12 protein-coding genes and 1 tRNA gene are annotated in these 15,248 nt (G+C 66.6%); 8 read left to right on the forward strand and 5 right to left on the reverse strand.

Features of this window, described 5'->3' with window-relative positions; genetic code table 11:
- The first annotated feature begins 51 nt into the window (after window positions 1–51).
- The 5 genes from rsmB (at window position 52) to CON76_RS07975 (ending at window position 5,337) form a co-directional block, all read left to right on the forward strand.
- Window positions 52–1,401, forward strand: a complete 1,350-nt coding sequence (gene rsmB / locus CON76_RS07955) for a 16S rRNA (cytosine(967)-C(5))-methyltransferase RsmB (RefSeq protein ID WP_101102828.1) — start codon at window positions 52–54, stop codon at window positions 1,399–1,401.
- Window positions 1,402–1,408: 7 nt separating this feature from the next.
- Window positions 1,409–2,146 (forward strand): DUF4390 domain-containing protein, encoded by a 738-nt coding sequence (locus CON76_RS07960; protein WP_169929016.1) that lies wholly within the window; start codon window positions 1,409–1,411, stop codon window positions 2,144–2,146.
- A 32-nt stretch (window positions 2,147–2,178) separates the two neighbouring features.
- Window positions 2,179–4,467, forward strand: a complete 2,289-nt coding sequence (locus CON76_RS07965) for a sensor histidine kinase (protein WP_240592811.1) — start codon at window positions 2,179–2,181, stop codon at window positions 4,465–4,467.
- An 18-nt stretch (window positions 4,468–4,485) separates the two neighbouring features.
- Complete coding sequence (locus CON76_RS07970) at window positions 4,486–5,229, forward strand: response regulator (RefSeq protein WP_101102831.1); 744 nt, start codon at window positions 4,486–4,488, stop codon at window positions 5,227–5,229.
- A gap of 32 nt (window positions 5,230–5,261) precedes the next feature.
- Window positions 5,262–5,337: transfer RNA gene (locus tag CON76_RS07975), tRNA-Phe, on the forward strand.
- Between the two features lie 140 nt (window positions 5,338–5,477).
- On the opposite strand, the gene CON76_RS07980 is transcribed toward CON76_RS07975, so the two are convergent.
- The 4 genes from CON76_RS07980 to groES all read right to left on the reverse strand — a co-directional run bounded on the left by CON76_RS07980 (window position 5,478) and on the right by groES (window position 10,225).
- Entirely contained in the window at window positions 5,478–7,049 is a 1,572-nt protein-coding gene (locus CON76_RS07980; RefSeq protein WP_101102832.1) for a methyl-accepting chemotaxis protein, read from the reverse strand.
- 21 nt (window positions 7,050–7,070) lie between these two features.
- On the reverse strand, window positions 7,071–8,117 hold the full coding sequence (locus tag CON76_RS07985) for an AI-2E family transporter (RefSeq protein WP_101102833.1): 1,047 nt from the start codon (window positions 8,115–8,117) through the stop codon (window positions 7,071–7,073).
- A 125-nt stretch (window positions 8,118–8,242) separates the two neighbouring features.
- The gene (groL, locus tag CON76_RS07990; RefSeq protein ID WP_101102834.1) at window positions 8,243–9,886 is read right to left on the reverse strand and encodes a chaperonin GroEL; all 1,644 of its coding nucleotides are present in this window, start codon (window positions 9,884–9,886) and stop codon (window positions 8,243–8,245) included.
- A gap of 48 nt (window positions 9,887–9,934) precedes the next feature.
- Window positions 9,935–10,225, reverse strand: a complete 291-nt coding sequence (groES, locus tag CON76_RS07995; protein WP_101102835.1) for a co-chaperone GroES — start codon at window positions 10,223–10,225, stop codon at window positions 9,935–9,937.
- A 358-nt stretch (window positions 10,226–10,583) separates the two neighbouring features.
- On the opposite strand from groES, the gene CON76_RS08000 reads away from it, so the two are divergent.
- The 3 genes from CON76_RS08000 (at window position 10,584) to CON76_RS08010 (ending at window position 14,297) form a co-directional block, all read left to right on the forward strand.
- Window positions 10,584–11,639 (forward strand): porin, encoded by a 1,056-nt coding sequence (locus CON76_RS08000; protein ID WP_101102836.1) that lies wholly within the window; start codon window positions 10,584–10,586, stop codon window positions 11,637–11,639.
- A gap of 246 nt (window positions 11,640–11,885) precedes the next feature.
- Window positions 11,886–12,857, forward strand: coding sequence for a porin (locus CON76_RS08005; protein ID WP_169929017.1), 972 nt, complete (start codon window positions 11,886–11,888; stop codon window positions 12,855–12,857).
- Between the two features lie 96 nt (window positions 12,858–12,953).
- Complete coding sequence (locus CON76_RS08010) at window positions 12,954–14,297, forward strand: TIGR03862 family flavoprotein (RefSeq protein WP_101102838.1); 1,344 nt, start codon at window positions 12,954–12,956, stop codon at window positions 14,295–14,297.
- Here the strand turns inward: CON76_RS08010 and CON76_RS08015 are convergent.
- Window positions 14,279–15,148, reverse strand: a complete 870-nt coding sequence (locus tag CON76_RS08015) for an IclR family transcriptional regulator (protein ID WP_101102839.1) — start codon at window positions 15,146–15,148, stop codon at window positions 14,279–14,281. The two genes, CON76_RS08010 and CON76_RS08015, sit on opposite strands and share 19 nt — an antisense overlap.
- Window positions 15,149–15,248: the final 100 nt, after the last annotated feature.

Genomic DNA, 15,248 nt, shown 5'->3' on the forward strand with positions numbered 1-15,248 from the left:
CCAGCCGGCGCAAGTTGGCTGGGGTTTTTTGTTGAAAGGTTGCCCGCTCTCATGACTTCTACCCCCGCCAAGAACACGGTGGCCCTGTCGCAACAACTGGCCTGGACGGCGCGCATGCTGCACGCGGTGGAGCAGGGCCGTTCGCTGGCCGATGCCCTGCCCACGGTGCCCGCCGCGCTGCGTCCGGGTGTGCAGGCGCTCACCTTCCACGCCCTGCGCCACTGGGGCCAGGCCACGGTGGTGCTCCAGCTGCTGGCGCAGCGTGCGCCGCCGCTGCTGGTGCGCGCCTTGCTGGGCGTGGCGCTGACGCTGCTGTGTACGCCTGCCACCCCCGGTGCGCAGCCCGACTACGCCCCGCACACCGTGGTAGACCAGGCCGTGGCCGCGCTGGCGGCGTTGAAAGTGCCACGCGCGCAAGCCGGGTTTGTCAACGGCTGTTTGCGCCGTTTCTTGCGCGAGCGGCCTGAGCTGGAGGCGCAGGCGGCCCAGGACGCCGTGGCGCGCTGGAACCACCCGTTCTGGTGGGTGCAGCGTGTGCGGCGCGACCACCCGCAGCACTGGCAAGCGGTGCTGGCGGCCAACAACCAGGCCGCACCCATGACGCTGCGCGTAAACCGGCGCCACGTGGCGCGCGACGCCTACCTGGCGCAGCTGCAGGCCGAAGGCTACACCGCCACTCCGGTGGGCGAGGACGGCGTGGTGCTGGCGCGCGCCGTGCCGGTGGAGCGCCTGCCCGGTTGGGCGCAGGGCCATGCCTCGGTGCAGGACGCTGCCGCGCAACTGGCGGCCCCGCTGCTGTTGCAAGGCGCCGCGTTACCCGCCCGCGCCCGCGTGCTGGACGCCTGCGCCGCTCCCGGCGGCAAGACCGCGCACCTGCTGGAATACGCCGACCTGGACGTGCTGGCGCTGGACGTGGACCCGGTGCGCTGCACCCGCATCCACGACAACCTGCAGCGCCTGGGCCTGCAGGCCCAGGTGCGTGCCGCCGACGCCGCCCTGCCCGCGCAGTGGTGGGACGGGCGCGCGTTTGACGCCATCTTGCTGGACGCGCCGTGTACCGCCTCGGGCATTGTGCGGCGCCACCCGGACGTGCGCTGGCTGCGCCGCCCCGACGACATCGCCCAACTGGCGGCACAGCAGGCACGTTTGCTCCAAGCCCTGTGGCCGCTGCTCAAGCCCGGTGGCCGCTTGCTGTACTGCACCTGCTCCGTGTTCAAGGCCGAAGGCGAGCAGCAAGTCGCAGCCTTTGTGGCGCGCCACGCCGCCGAGGCCAAGGTGCTGCCAGCGCCAGGGCATTTGCTGCCGGGCGGGGCGGTGCCGCTAGATGGCATCAACGACAATGCGGCAGGGGGACTGGATGGATTCTTCTACGCTTTGCTGCAAAAAGCCCCGCTGGCTTGAGTGGGTTGTGTGCCTGCGCCCGGACGATTGGCCGGGCCTGTGGGCTGTGTGCCGCCTGTGCGGGGGCTGGGCGCTGCTGTGGGCAACCCTGCTGCTCGGTGCCACCAGTGGCCGGTTGTACGCCGCCGAGGCCGCGCCTCCCGCCTGGCCCGTGACGGTGCAGCACTCCGCCGACGGGGTGTTGCTGTCGGCCCGCGCCCCGTTCACCCTGACCCCGGCGCTGGAAGAAGCCCTGCACAAGGGCGTGCCGCTGCATTTTGTGTGGGACAGCACGTTGCTGCGCCGCCGCTGGTACTGGCGCGACAAGGTCGTCCTGCGCGCCGCCCGCACGGTGCGCCTGGCCTACCAGCCCCTGACCCGCCGCTGGCGCGTGAGCGTGACCGACGGCCTGCCCAACGGCGCTGCCGCCAGCGCGTTGCACCAGAATTTTGACAGCCTGGCCCACGCCTGGCCCAGCGTGAGCCGTGTGGCGGGTTGGAAGCTGGCCGATGCGGCCCGGCTCGCGCCGGACGACGACTACCGGGTGCAGGTGGGCTTCCGGCTCGAGGTGGCGGCCTTGCCCGGCCCACTGCAAATCGGCCTGCTGCCGACCCAGGACTGGGGCCTGGCCCTGAGCCAGACCCTGTTGCTGCCGCCGCTGGGCGGCACCAGCGAGCTGGGCCAGCCCGCGCGCGACGCCACCGTCCAGACCCTCAACGCCGACACCACCTCCAATCCGGCCCCCACCGGGCGCAGCGCCCCATGAACCACGACCCCCACCCCTGGTGGCCGCCCCACATGCGGCCCCTGCGCCTGCGCATCTCCCGGCCCTGGGCGCTGGGGCTGGGTGCGGTGTTTGTCTCGGGCGTCACGGTCGTGCTGCTGCTGTTGTTGACCCTGTCCACCCGCCACAGCTATTTCGACGACAGCCACTTCCAGCGCTTGGTGCTCATCAACGGTGCGGTGGCGCTGGTGCTGCTGCTGCTGATCGGCCTGCTGCTGTGGCGCCTGGTGTCGCGCTGGCGCCGCCAGCGGTTTGGTAGCCGCCTGCTGGTCAAGCTGGCGGCCATCTTTGCGCTGGTGGGCCTGCTGCCGGGGGTGCTGATCTACACCGTGTCGTACCAGTTCGTGTCGCGCTCCATCGAGACCTGGTTCGACGTGCGGGTCGAATCCGCCCTCAGCGCCGGGCTCAACCTGGGCCGCACCACGCTCGATGCCCTCAGCGCCGACCTGGCGGCCAAGACCCGCGCCGCCGCCAACAGCCTGTCCGCCACGAGCCAGGCCGGGGCCGGGCTGGCGGTGGAGCGCCTGCGCGACCAGCTGGTGGCCAGCGACGTGGTGCTGTGGAACGAACAGGGCCAGGCGCTGGCCAGCGCGGGCGAATCGCGCTTCAACCTCACGCCCGAGCGCCCCAGCGCGGCCCAGCTGCGCCAGGCGCGCAACGGCCAGGTGCTCACCACCATCGAAGGGCTGGAAGAAGAGGGCGGCACCACCGCCCGTCCCGCCCCGGCGGCCAGCAGCGCCGTGGTAGCCACCGCTGCACCGCGCATCCGCGTGCTGGCGCTGGTCACTGCCACCCACTTCCAGTTCGGTGGTGAGTCGCGCTACTTGCAGGTGACGGCGCCGCTGCCCGCCGCGCTGGTGGCCGATGCGCTGGCGGTGCAGCAGGCCTACCGCGAATACCAGGAACGCGCGCTGGGCCGCGAAGGCCTGCGCCGCATGTACATCGGCACCCTGACGCTGACCCTGTTCCTGGCCGTGTTTGGCGCTGTGCTGCTGGCCGTGCTGCTGGGCAACCAGCTCATGCAGCCGCTGCTGGTGCTGGCCGAAGGCATGCGCGACGTGGCCCGCGGCGACCTCACGCCCAAGCTCGCCCTGCCCGCCAAGGACGAACTGGCTGGCCTGACCCGCACCTTCGCCCACATGACGCAGGAGCTGGCCGACGCGCGCCAGGCGGTGCAGCACAGCATGGCCCAGGTCGATGGCGCGCGCGCCAACCTGCAAACCATCCTCGACAACCTCACCGCCGGCGTGGTGGCGCTGGATGGCCAGATGCGCCTGCTCAGTGCCAACCCCGGTGCTGCGCGCGTGTTGCGCTCGCCGCTGGATGCGCACCTGGGCCACCCGCTGCACACCGTGCCGGGTGCGGCCGAACTGGCGCGCTGGGTGCAGCGGCAGTTCGACGCCTTCCTGGTCGACCAGCAGCACCACGACGACGACCACTGGCAACAGGCGTTCGAATGGCACGAGGTGCCTGGCGCCGCCAGCGGCCACGGGGCCGAAGCGCGCGCCGTCACCCTCATGGTGCGCGGCGCCCTGCTGCCCGACCACGAACGCCTGCTGGTGCTCGACGACGTGTCCGACATGATCTCGGCCCAGCGCGCCCAGGCCTGGGGCGAAGTGGCGCGCCGTCTGGCGCACGAAATCAAGAACCCGCTCACCCCCATCCAGCTTTCCGCCGAACGCCTGGCCATGAAGCTCGACGACAAGCTCCAGCCGACCGAACAGGCGCTGCTGCACAAGTCCGTCAAGACCATCGTCGACCAGGTCGATGCCATGAAGCGCCTGGTCAACGAATTCCGCGACTACGCCCGCCTGCCCGCCGCCCAGCTGGCGCCGCTGGATCTCAACGCCCTGCTCAAGGACATCGTGCCCCTGTACGACGCCTCCACCGTGCCTGTGCGGCTGGAGCTCGACCCCGCATGCCCGCCGGTGCAGGCCGACGCACAGCAAATCCGCCAGGTCGTCCACAACCTCGTGCAGAACGCCCAGGACGCCACCCCCGCGGGTGCCGGCCCCGTGCTGCTGCAAAGCCGCACCAGCGACGACGGCCAGCGCGTGCGCCTGCTGGTGCAAGACTGCGGCCCCGGCTTTGCCGAGCACATCCTCAAGCGCGCCTTCGAGCCCTACGTCACCACCAAGGCCAAAGGCACCGGCCTGGGGCTGGCCGTGGTCAAGAAAATCATGGACGAGCACGGCGGCCGCATCGAAATCACGCACCGCCGCGAGGACGAGCGCGTGCTGGGCGCGCAAGTCTCGCTATCATTCAGGGTTGCAAATTCGCAACACAACAACTCCGAGCAGTGAAAGTTTTGGCACCACACCATGGCAAACATACTGGTGGTTGACGACGAACTGGGCATCCGCGACCTGTTGTCCGAAATCCTGAACGACGAAGGCCACGCGGTCGAACTGGCCGAAAACGCCGCCCGGGCCCGCGCCCTGCGCGCCAGCTACCGGCCCGACCTGGTGCTGCTTGACATCTGGATGCCCGACACCGACGGCGTGACCCTGCTCAAGGAATGGTCGGCCAACGGGCTGCTGACCATGCCCGTCATCATGATGAGCGGCCACGCCACCATCGACACCGCAGTCGAGGCCACCCGCATCGGCGCGATGGCGTTCCTGGAAAAACCCATCACCCTGCAAAAACTGCTGCAGGCGGTGGACAAGGGCCTGGCCCGCGCCATGGCCATGCCGCCCGACACGGCCCGCAGCAGCCCGCGCGATACCGCCGCTGTCACACCGATGCCGTCGTTGCAGGCGGTGGATGGCGCAATGTTGTCGCCGGTAGGCGCTGCGTCGGCCTCTGGTGCTGCGCTGGCCATGGCCGAGCCGCTGCCCCCTGGCCACGACCTGCCGCCCGCCCAGCGCGTGTTCATGCTCGACGTGCCGCTGCGCGAGGCGCGCGATGCGTTCGAGAAAGCCTACTTCGAGTTCCACCTGGCGCAGGAAAACGGCTCCATGACCCGCGTGGCCGAAAAAACCGGCCTCGAGCGCACCCACCTCTACCGCAAGCTCAAGCAGCTGGGGGTGGATTTGTCGCGCAGCAAGCGTCATGGGCCATAATCGACGGTTTCTCTGCTACAATTCATCCTGTTGGCCTGGTAGCTCAGTCGGTAGAGCAGCGGATTGAAAATCCGCGTGTCGGTGGTTCGATTCCGCCCCAGGCCACCAAAAATACCAAGCACTTAGCGCGTAGGCCTAAGTGCTTTTTTGTTGTCTGTTTGCCGGGTGCAGCTACCGCGAGGCAGTGGCACACGCGTGTCCCAGTTTGCGCAGGAAGCCCTGCTGTTCACCGGGCATCTTGTTGTGGGTCAAGCCGTAGCGTCGGGTGCGGGTGCCTCCGTGGGCGGCTGGCGCACCGCCGCCGTGGACAGTGAGGTGGTCGGCACCGTCCAGACCCGTGTCGGCACGGCGTCCGTGGTCGCGTGCGCCTGGCCGTGGGGCGCTGCGGGCGGGGCCGGGTGGATCGCGGCTGCCGCTGCCGCTGCCAGCACCGGCTCGTCGTGCAGGTGGTGGATGCGCGTCACGGGCGGTGTGGCGCTGGGCGATTCCACCACCACTTTCACATCCTGGATGCGCTGCGCCACTTGCGTCAGCTGGGCGCTTTGTGCGCGCAGGGCGCGGTCCAGCCCGGTGAGCTGCTGCACCACCACCTGCATCAGATCCAGCGTGTGGTCGAGCTTGCCCAGGCCGTCGCTGGCGTGCTGGCCCAGCGCGTGCAGCGTGCTGGCGGCCTCAATATCGGCCAGCGCCACCGCGTTGAGCTTGTGGGCCACCAGCGCGCTGGCGGTGGCCGCGTCGTGCAGTTTCTGGCTGATGTGGGCGGTGCTTTGCGCGCTGGCGTCGAGCTTGTGGCCCAGCGTGGTGGCGGCCACGCGCGTGGCCAGGGTGTTGGCCTCCAGTTTGTGTGCCAGATCGGTCAGGGCGATGTCCAGCTGCATGCGGGTCTGTGCCCTGTCGGCCAGCAGGGCTTGCAGTTCGGGTGGCAGTTCGGTAACGGGGCGCTGCGGCGTGTCACCGGCGGAGGGGCGTTGCAATGTGGCATCCAGCCGCGCCAGCGTACCGCCCAGGGCGTCCAGGGTTTTGAGCTGCTGCTGGGCCAGGTGCAGCAGGGCTTGCTGGTGTTGCGCCAGTTGCGGCAGTGCCTCCAGCCCGTGGGTGTGGCTGCGTGCCTGGTCGTGCAGGCGTTGCAGGGCTTCGGTCAGCGGGGCGGCGGTGGCTTGCCAGTGCGATGCCGCGTGAGCGTTGGGGCTGACGTCGCTGGCTGTAGCGGTGGCGGCGTTGTGCGCGGCCAGGGCGCGCGTCAGGGTCTGGAGTTCGCGTTGTAGCGGCTGCACGGCGGCGCTGGCGTCATTCAGCCAGACCGGGGGCTGCGTGGCCCAGCTCTGCAGGGCCTGTGTCAGGGCTTGTGCCGCCGCTGCAATGGGGGGCGTGTCGGCATGGGCATCGGGGCCAGATGCTGCCATAGGCAAGGAAGAAGTGGTGTCGGCCTCAAAACCGGCCCACAGCGCCTGTGTGGCCACGCCCAGCGCCGCTTGCAGGGCGGCCAGCCCCCAGGCAGGCACCGGGTGGGGCGTTACCTCTGCCGCCGCGCCAGCACCAGTGAGTGCGCTGGCCGCCAGTGTGCTCAAGGCCAGCACCACGCCCAGCTGCGCGCCCGTGCGCCCGAGCACAACCATGCCCGCGTCGCGGTACAACCCACCGCTTGCCGCAGCGTGGCCCAGTTGCAGCAGCAGCGGCACCAGCCACACCAGAGCGGTGGGCCATTGCAGCCGTTGTGCCAGCAGCGCGTACACGGCGTGCAGCGCGACCACGGCCACAAACAGCCACCGCAGCGGCGTGGCGCTGGCCTGTGGGTGGGGTGGGGCGGGGTGGTGGGGCATCACGGGCCTCCTGGCTGTCCGTCAGCGGCGCACGTAGGGGTGCGTCCATTCCCCCAGCAGCCGGTAGCCCACCGCCAGCAGCGTCGGGCCCAGAAAGGCGCCAATCACGCCAAACGCCAGCACGCCGCCCAGCACGGCCAGGAACACCACCACGAACGGCAAACTGGCGCCCCGGCTGATGATGAAGGGCTTGATCACGTTGTCCACCGTGCTGACGAGGAAGAAGCCCCATGCCGCCACGAAGACGGCCCATCCCGCCTCGCCCTGCTGGAACAGCCACAGCGCGGCGCCACCCCAGATCAGCGGCGGCCCCACCGGAATCACCGAGAAAAAGAACGTCACCATGCCCAGCAGCACCGCACCCGGCACCCCCGCAATGCCAAAGCCGATGGCGGCCAGAATGCCCTGCGCCAGCGCAGTGCCGAGAATGCCGTAGATCACGCCGCTGACCGTGCTCTGCGCCACCGTCAGCAAAAAGATGCCGCGCTCGCCAGCCAGCCGCTCCAGCCCCACGCGCAGGCGCAGCGCCAGCACCTCGCCATTGGCAAAAAAGAAGAACGCCAGGAACACCGCCACCGCCATGTCCACCGCGCCCTGGCCCAGCACCCGGCCCCACGTCAGGGCCAAGGCCTGCGCCGGTTCGGCCAGCCGTTGCAGCTCCAGCAGCAGGTTCTGGCCGTTGTGCGTGAAGCGTTGCCAGTAGTCCAGCAGCCATTGCCCGATCAGCGGCACGTTGCCCAACCAGGCGGGCGCATCGGGCAACCCGTGGCGGAACAGGTTCTGCGTCGCTGCGCCCAGGGCGGCCACGTCCTCGGCCAGCATCAGCGCCACCGCCACAATCGGGCCAATCAGCACCAACGTGACCAGCAATGTCATCAAGCTGGCCGATACCAGCCGCCGCCGCTGCACCAGCCGGTCCAGCCGCACAAACGCAGGCCAACTGGTCGAGACCAGGATCGCGGCCCACACCAGCGCCGTCAGGAACGGGCGCAGCACCAGCAGACACCCCAACCCCAGCAGCGTCCATGCCAGCATGGCCAGAATACGGTCGGATTGGGGATTGTGCATCGCAGGCTGAACGTGAAAATGGTGAAAAAACAGACGTATTGTGATGCCAAAACAAAAAAGCCCGCGGGCGCAGTGCCAGCGGGCTTTTGCCTTGTACGGGCTGTGGAGTCAGCCGCGTGGGCGTATTACATGCCCATGCCGCCCATACCACCCATGCCGCCCATATCGGGCATGGCCGGGGCGGATTCAGACTTCGGGCTGTCGGCCACCATGCACTCGGTGGTCAGCATCAGGCTGGCCACGGAGGCGGCGTTTTGCAGCGCGGTGCGGGTCACCTTGGTCGGATCCAGGATGCCCATCTCGATCATGTCGCCGTAGGTGTCGTTGGCGGCGTTGAAACCGAAGTTGCCGTTGCCCGCCAGGATGGCGTTGACCACCACGCTCGGCTCGCCACCGGCGTTGGACACGATCTCGCGCAGCGGGGCTTCAATCGCCTTGAGCACCAGCGCAATGCCGTGGTCTTGGTCGGGGTTGTCGCCCTTGATGGTGCCAGCGGCCTGACGCGCACGCAGCAGCGCCACGCCACCACCGGCCACAATGCCTTCTTCCACCGCAGCGCGGGTGGCGTGCAGGGCATCTTCCACGCGGGCTTTCTTTTCCTTCATCTCGACTTCGGTGGCAGCCCCCACCTTGATGACGGCCACGCCGCCGGCCAGCTTGGCCACGCGCTCTTGCAGCTTCTCGCGGTCGTAGTCGCTGGTGGCTTCCTCGATCTGGATGCGGATTTGCTTGACGCGGGCTTCAATGTCGGCTTCGGCACCGGCACCGTCGATGATGGTGGTGTTTTCCTTGCCGATCTCGATGCGCTTGGCCTGGCCCAGGTCGGCCAGCGTCACCTTGTCCAGTGCCAGGCCCACTTCCTCGGCGATGACCTTGCCACCGGTCAGGATGGCGATGTCTTCCAGCATGGCCTTGCGGCGGTCGCCAAAGCCCGGGGCCTTGACGGCCACCACCTTCAGGATGCCACGGATGGTGTTGACCACCAGGGTGGCCAGGGCTTCGCCTTCCACGTCCTCGGCAATGATCAGCAGCGGACGGCCGGCCTTGGCCACGGCTTCCAGCGTGGGCAGCAGGTCGCGGATGTTGCTGATCTTCTTGTCGAACAGCAGCACGAACGGGTTGTCCAGGATCGCGGCTTGCTTTTCCGGGTTGTTGATGAAGTAGGGCGACAGGTAGCCACGGTCAAACTGCATGCCTTCCACGACATCCAGTTCGTTTTGCAGGCTCTTGCCGTCTTCCACGGTGATCACGCCTTCTTTGCCGACTTTGTCCATCGCAGTGGCGATGATTTCGCCAATGCTGGAGTCGGAGTTGGCGGAAATCGAACCCACTTGGGCGATTTCCTTGCTGGTGGTGGTCGGCTTGGAGGCCTTCTTCAGCTCGGCGATCAGGGCTTCGACGGCCTTGTCGATACCGCGCTTGAGGTCCATCGGGTTCATGCCGGCGGCCACGTACTTCATGCCTTCGCGCACGATGGCCTGGGCCAGCACGGTGGCGGTGGTGGTGCCGTCGCCAGCGTTGTCGGAGGTCTTGGAAGCCACTTCCTTGACCATCTGCGCACCCATGTTCTGCAGCTTGTCCTTGAGTTCGATTTCCTTGGCCACGGACACACCGTCCTTGGTCACGGTCGGGGCGCCGAAGGAGCGCTCCAGCACCACGTTGCGGCCCTTGGGGCCCAGGGTCACCTTGACCGCGTTGGCCAGGATGTTCACGCCTTCCACCATGCGGGCGCGCGCTTCGCCGCCAAACACTACGTCTTTTGCTGCCATGTGATTAACTCCAGATTCAGTTCAGTAAAAAGAGGGGGCCGGGCCGGATTACTTGACGATGACCGCAAACAGGTCGTCTTCTTTCATCACCAGCAGTTCGTTGCCATCGACCTTGACGGTCTGGCCGCTGTACTTGCCAAACAGCACGCGGTCGCCCACTTGCACGCTCAGGGCCTTGGTTTCGCCCTTGTCGTTCGTCTTGCCCGGGCCGACGGCCAGCACTTCACCTTGATCAGGCTTTTCGGCGGCGTTGTCGGGGATCACGATGCCCGAAGCGGTTTTGGTTTCATTTTCCAGACGCTTGACGATCACGCGATCGGCGAGGGGACGAAGGTTCATGAGGAGCACTCCTGAAAAAAGGAAAGGAACAACACAAAAAAAGGGGAAGCGGGGGGCGGCGCTGTTGGCACTCAACCCCGTCGAGTGCTAATCATAAGGGCGGGGGGTGGGGTTTTCAAGGGGCGGCCACGTGCAAATTTTGCCCGTCACACTTTTTTCAAACTGATAAGGGTTTACCCCAATAATCCTAAAAGTGCGTTGTATGACAACAACAAAAAGGCCCTGAAAACGCAGTCCGGACACGGAAAAACTTTACGCCCCTGTGGCGCTCTGTTGCAATAGCGTCAGCTTCCGTCAAGGAACTCAGCCAGCGTGTGCTGGTTGCCAAGAAATTGTCCAGACCCCAGGAGATAACCCTATGAAAAAAACCTTGATTGCCTTGGCCGCCGTGGCCGCCACCACCGGTGCTTTCGCCCAGTCTTCCGTGGCCATTTACGGCATTGTGGATGCCGGTATTTCCAACGCCATCGGTGGTGCTACCGATGCACAGACTGGTATCAACGAAGCCGCTGCCAGCCGCCTTGGTTTCCGTGGCACCGAAGACTTGGGCGGTGGCCTCAAGGCTGTCTTCCGTCTGGAGCACCGCTTCAAGCCCGACACTGGCGCCCAATCTCACCCGACCGCCTTCTGGCACGGCAACAGCACCGTGGGTCTGAGCAGTGCAGCATTGGGTACGGTCGAGTTCGGTCGCGCTTTCCCGGCGGCCTACTACACCGCTGGCGGCGCCGACGTGTTTTCCTATGATGGCATTGCCAGCAACCACCTGACCACCACCGCAGGTTTGAGCATTGGCACTTCGAGCAGCGCCAATGCCGTGTTGCCCAGCAATGCCACAGGCGCTAAGGCCACCGATCCGAATCACTTTGGCGTGGGTCGCTTTGAAAACGGTATTTTCTACACCAGCCCGAACTGGAGCGGTTTCTCGGCTCGCGTGTCGGTTTCTGCCGAAGAAAGTGGTGCTGCTGGTGCCAAGGCGCCGGTCTCCGCGCAGTTGAACTACACCACGGGTCCGTTCAGTGTCAGCGTGGCTGGCTTGAGAACCCAAGCGGATGACTCTTTTGCCATTGCCGATTTTGCCTACAACTTTGGCTTCTTGCGTGCCAATTTGGCAGTTTCCACGAGTGAGGTGGACGCCAATGGCCGCGACTCCAGTGCCACCGTGTTGGGCCTGACGGCACCTATGGGGCCATGGACTTTCAAAGCGTCGTACGCACAGTTGAAGCAAGAGCGCATCAACGCTGCCAAGGTGGTTGTGGGTGGCAAGACCACCACCATTTCCCAACTGGGCTTGGGTGCCCGCTACGCTCTGAGCAAGCGTACCGACCTGTACACCAGCTTTGCCCGCGACAGCAAGAAGACCGCTGGCGATGCCGACAAGACCGGTTACGAATTTGGCGTGAAGCACATGTTCTGATCGGTGTTCACCGTACGCTGAGGCCAGCCGGTGCGCACCGGTTGGCCCGCCCCCCACAGCCACCGCTTTGCCGGTGGCTGTGTCGTTTTGCGGTTGTTGTATGAATCCGACACCTGCCCGGCCTGAGCGCGCTATTTGCGGGTTATCCCTAGAGTTTGGCCCCAATCGGCGCTAGGATTAAACCTGTTCTGGTTTAACACCGTGGTTGCGCAATCTGTGCGGCCACTTTTTTCAAGGATGTATGTCATGAAAAAGACTCTGATTGCTCTGGCCGTGCTGGCTGCCTCGGGTGCCGCTATGGCCCAATCCAGCGTTAGCATCTACGGTATCGTTGACGCTGCTATCCACAAAGACAAAAACGCTGACGCCGCCATGATCGATGGCGCCGTGGACTCCAGCCGCATCGGCTTCAAGGGTACCGAAGATCTGGGCGGTGGTCTGAAGGCCCACTTCGTGCTGGAACAAGGTCTGGAGATTGACACTGGCGCTGCCGGTCAAATCAAGGACAGCAATGGTAACGATACTTCTGCCGCTTTCAGCCGCGAAACCAGCGTGGGTTTCTCGGGTGGCTTCGGTGCCGTCAAGCTGGGCCGCTTCGAGAGCGCCTACGAGCAGATCTCTGGCAACACCTACGCTGTGTTTGACTCCGTGCTGTCCCCGACCCTGGTGTTCGAAAGCGGCAACCACACCGCCCGCCCGAACAACAGCATTGGCTACACCACCCCGTCCTTCGCTGGTTTCCGTGCTGCCGTCACCACCAATTTTGACGAGCAAAAAGGCGTGAGCGACAACGTGACCGCGTTCAACGTGGTGTACGAAGGTGGTCCGTTCTACGCCGACCTGGCCTTCCAAGACGAAGGTGATGCCGCCGATGTCAAGTACACCCGCCTGAACGGTGCCTACACCTTTGGCGCCTTCAAGCTGAAGGCCGGTTATGGCAACGTGAACTCGGGTGTCAAGAACAACGACGTGGACGAGTACCACATCGGCGTGGATTACACCCTGGCCCCGAACCTGATCCTGTCGGCCGGTTACGCTTCTTCTGAAGCCGACTACGAGACCGATTCTTCCGACGCCTTCTCCTTTGGCGCCGCTTACCTGCTGTCCAAGCGCACCACCGTGTACGGCGGTTACTTTGACGCTGACAAGAAAGCTGTTGCCAACCGTGCTAACGTGCCGGAAAGCCGTTTCGCCGTGGGCGTGAAGCACACTTTCTAATGACTGCGGTCGTTTGACCGCTGTTGTTTGAATGTTCCAAAAGCCATGCAGTTGTCTGCATGGCTTTTTTCATGGGTTTGAACAGGAAGCGTGGCCATGCAGCCAGCCTTGGAATCTGAAAACGGCAACGCGCCGCTGGTGTGTCCGGTGGCCGTGGTGGGCGCAGGCCCGGCGGGTCTGATGGCGGCGGAGGTGTTGAGCGCCGCCGGGGTGGCGGTGCATGTGTTCGATGCCATGCCCACGGCGGGGCGCAAGTTCTTGCTGGCGGGCATTGGTGGCCTGAACCTGACCCACGCCGAAGCGCCCGAGCGGTTTGTGACGCGCTACGCCGAACGCGCCACCGAGTGCGAGCGTTGGCTGCAGGCGATGGGGCCGCAGGCGGTGCGCGACTGGGCCGCTGGCCTGGGGGTGGAGACGTTTGTGGGCAGCTCGCAGCGGGTGTTCCCGACCGACATGAAGGCCGCGCCGCTGTTGCGTGCCTGGCTGCAGCGTTTGCGCCACCCGGTGCAGGCCGGGGCGGTGCCGGTGATGTTCCACATGCGGCACCGCTGGAACGGGTGCTGGCAAGTTGCTACCGATACGAACGTGGCGATCCCGTCAGGCGCGGTGGTGCATACCCTGACGTTTGATACCCCATACGGCCCGCAAGTGGTGCAGGCGCAGGCGGTGGTGCTGGCGCTGGGCGGCGGCAGCTGGGCCAAGTTGGGGTCGGATGGTGCGTGGCAGCCGTGGTTGCAGCAGCAAGGGGTGGCGGTGCGTGCGCTGCGGCCCGCCAACTGCGGTTTTGAGGTGCAGGTGCAGGGCCGCCGTGGCTGGAGCGAGCATCTGGCCAGCCGCTGCGCCGGGCAGCCGCTCAAGGGCGTGGTGTTGCGCTGCGCTGGCCCCGATGGCACGGTGTTCGAGCGCAAGGGCGAGTGTGTGCTGACCGCCACCGGGCTGGAAGGCAGCGTGGTGTACGCGGTGTCGGCGCTGCTGCGCGATGAGATTGAGCGCAGCGGCAGTGCCACCCTGCAGCTCAACCTGAAGCCGGACTGGAGCGCCGAGCGCCTGCTGGCCGAGTTGCAGCGCCCACGCGCTGGTCGCAGCTTGTCCAGCGTGCTCAAGGGTCGGGTCGGCCTGACGCCGGTGCAGGTGGGCCTGTTGCACGAATTGCTGGACAAGGACGCGCTGCACGACCCGCTGCGGCTGGCGCAGTCCATCCAGGCCTTGCCCATCACGCTGGCGGCAGCGCGCCCGCTGGACGAGGCCATCAGCAGTGCCGGTGGCGTGGCGCTGGAAGTCCTGACCAACGACCTGATGCTGCACACCTTGCCCGGTGTGTTCTGTGCCGGCGAGATGCTGGACTGGGAAGCCCCCACGGGCGGCTATTTGCTCACGGCGTGCCTGGCCAGTGGACGCGTAGCGGGGCAGGGGGTATTGCGTTATTTTTCGGGTGGCTGAAAGCCGCTGGTTGGCGTGGCGCCCAGTTGCCCAGCCAGGGTCTGGGCGCATTGGCGCAGGGCGGTGCCTGCGGTGCCGTGGGGGCGGGTGTCCATGGCGGCGCTGGGGCCGATGGCCGACAGGCTGAGCACCAGGCGGCCAAAGCCGTCGAACACCGGCACCGCAATCGCGCTGATGCCGGGCACCAGCCCGCCTTCGACCACGCTGAAGTGATCGCGCCGGATGGCGGCAAGTTCGGCCTGCAGGGTGGGGTCGTCCAGCGCGTGGGGGTGACCTTCGGCGGCCAGCATGGGCTGCACTTGCAGCGTGGGCATGAAGGCTGCAAACACCTTGCCCGAGGCGGTGTGGCGCACCGAGGCGTTGGTGCCGTGGCGCATGGCCACGTGCACGTCGGTGGGGCCGTCCTCCACCCGCACAATGGTAGGGCCGCGCGTGCCCCAGACCGAGATGGCCACCGTGGCGTTGGCGTGCAAGGCGAGCAGCGGCAGCTGGGCAATGGCCAGCCGGATCGGGTCTTGCTGTTGCAGGCTGATGAGGCCCAGTTGCATGGCCAGTGGCCCCAGGCCGTAATGGCCGCTGGCGTCGTCCTGCGCCACCAGCCCGATCTTGCCGAAGCTGACCAGGTAGGGGTGCGCCTTGGCGGGGGTCATGTCGGCGGCGCGGGCCAGGTCTTTCAATGCCATTGGGCGGCCGTGGTGGGCCAAGGCCTTGAGCAGCTGGCCGCCGACTTCCACGCTCTGGATGCCGCGTGGGCCGCGCAGGGGGGTGTCGGGTTCGCTGGTGTCGTGGAGGATTGGGGTATCGGGCGTGCCGGAAAGCGGCGATGATGTGCGGGAGGGTGTGCGTGCCATGGCGTGATTGTCGGCTCATGGCGCGCGCGCTGGCGCCGGTTGTGCGGCGAATGTGTTTGACCCAGATTGAGCGGCAAGCCTCGGGGTTCAGCCCGAGGTT

Source organism: Macromonas bipunctata (genome assembly GCF_002837135.1).
Classification (GTDB): Bacteria; Pseudomonadota; Gammaproteobacteria; order Burkholderiales; family Burkholderiaceae_C; genus Macromonas_A; species Macromonas_A bipunctata.

Excerpts from the sequence above, each read along its gene's own strand:
- groES (WP_101102835.1), bottom strand. The coding sequence starts at position 10,225 with ATGAACCTTCGTCCCCTCGCCGATCGCGTGATCGTCAAGCGTCTGGAA.
- groL (WP_101102834.1), bottom strand. The coding sequence starts at position 9,886 with ATGGCAGCAAAAGACGTAGTGTTTGGCGGCGAAGCGCGCGCCCGCATG.
- CON76_RS07980 (WP_101102832.1), bottom strand. The coding sequence starts at position 7,049 with ATGCCCCACCACCCCGCCCCACCCCACCCACAGGCCAGCGCCACGCCG.
- CON76_RS08010 (WP_101102838.1), top strand. The coding sequence starts at position 12,954 with ATGCAGCCAGCCTTGGAATCTGAAAACGGCAACGCGCCGCTGGTGTGT.
- CON76_RS08005 (WP_169929017.1), top strand. The coding sequence starts at position 11,886 with ATGAAAAAGACTCTGATTGCTCTGGCCGTGCTGGCTGCCTCGGGTGCC.
- CON76_RS07985 (WP_101102833.1), bottom strand. The coding sequence starts at position 8,117 with ATGCACAATCCCCAATCCGACCGTATTCTGGCCATGCTGGCATGGACG.
- CON76_RS08000 (WP_101102836.1), top strand. The coding sequence starts at position 10,584 with ATGAAAAAAACCTTGATTGCCTTGGCCGCCGTGGCCGCCACCACCGGT.
- CON76_RS07970 (WP_101102831.1), top strand. The coding sequence starts at position 4,486 with ATGGCAAACATACTGGTGGTTGACGACGAACTGGGCATCCGCGACCTG.
- CON76_RS08015 (WP_101102839.1), bottom strand. The coding sequence starts at position 15,148 with ATGGCACGCACACCCTCCCGCACATCATCGCCGCTTTCCGGCACGCCC.
- CON76_RS07965 (WP_240592811.1), top strand. The coding sequence starts at position 2,179 with ATGCGGCCCCTGCGCCTGCGCATCTCCCGGCCCTGGGCGCTGGGGCTG.
- rsmB (WP_101102828.1), top strand. The coding sequence starts at position 52 with ATGACTTCTACCCCCGCCAAGAACACGGTGGCCCTGTCGCAACAACTG.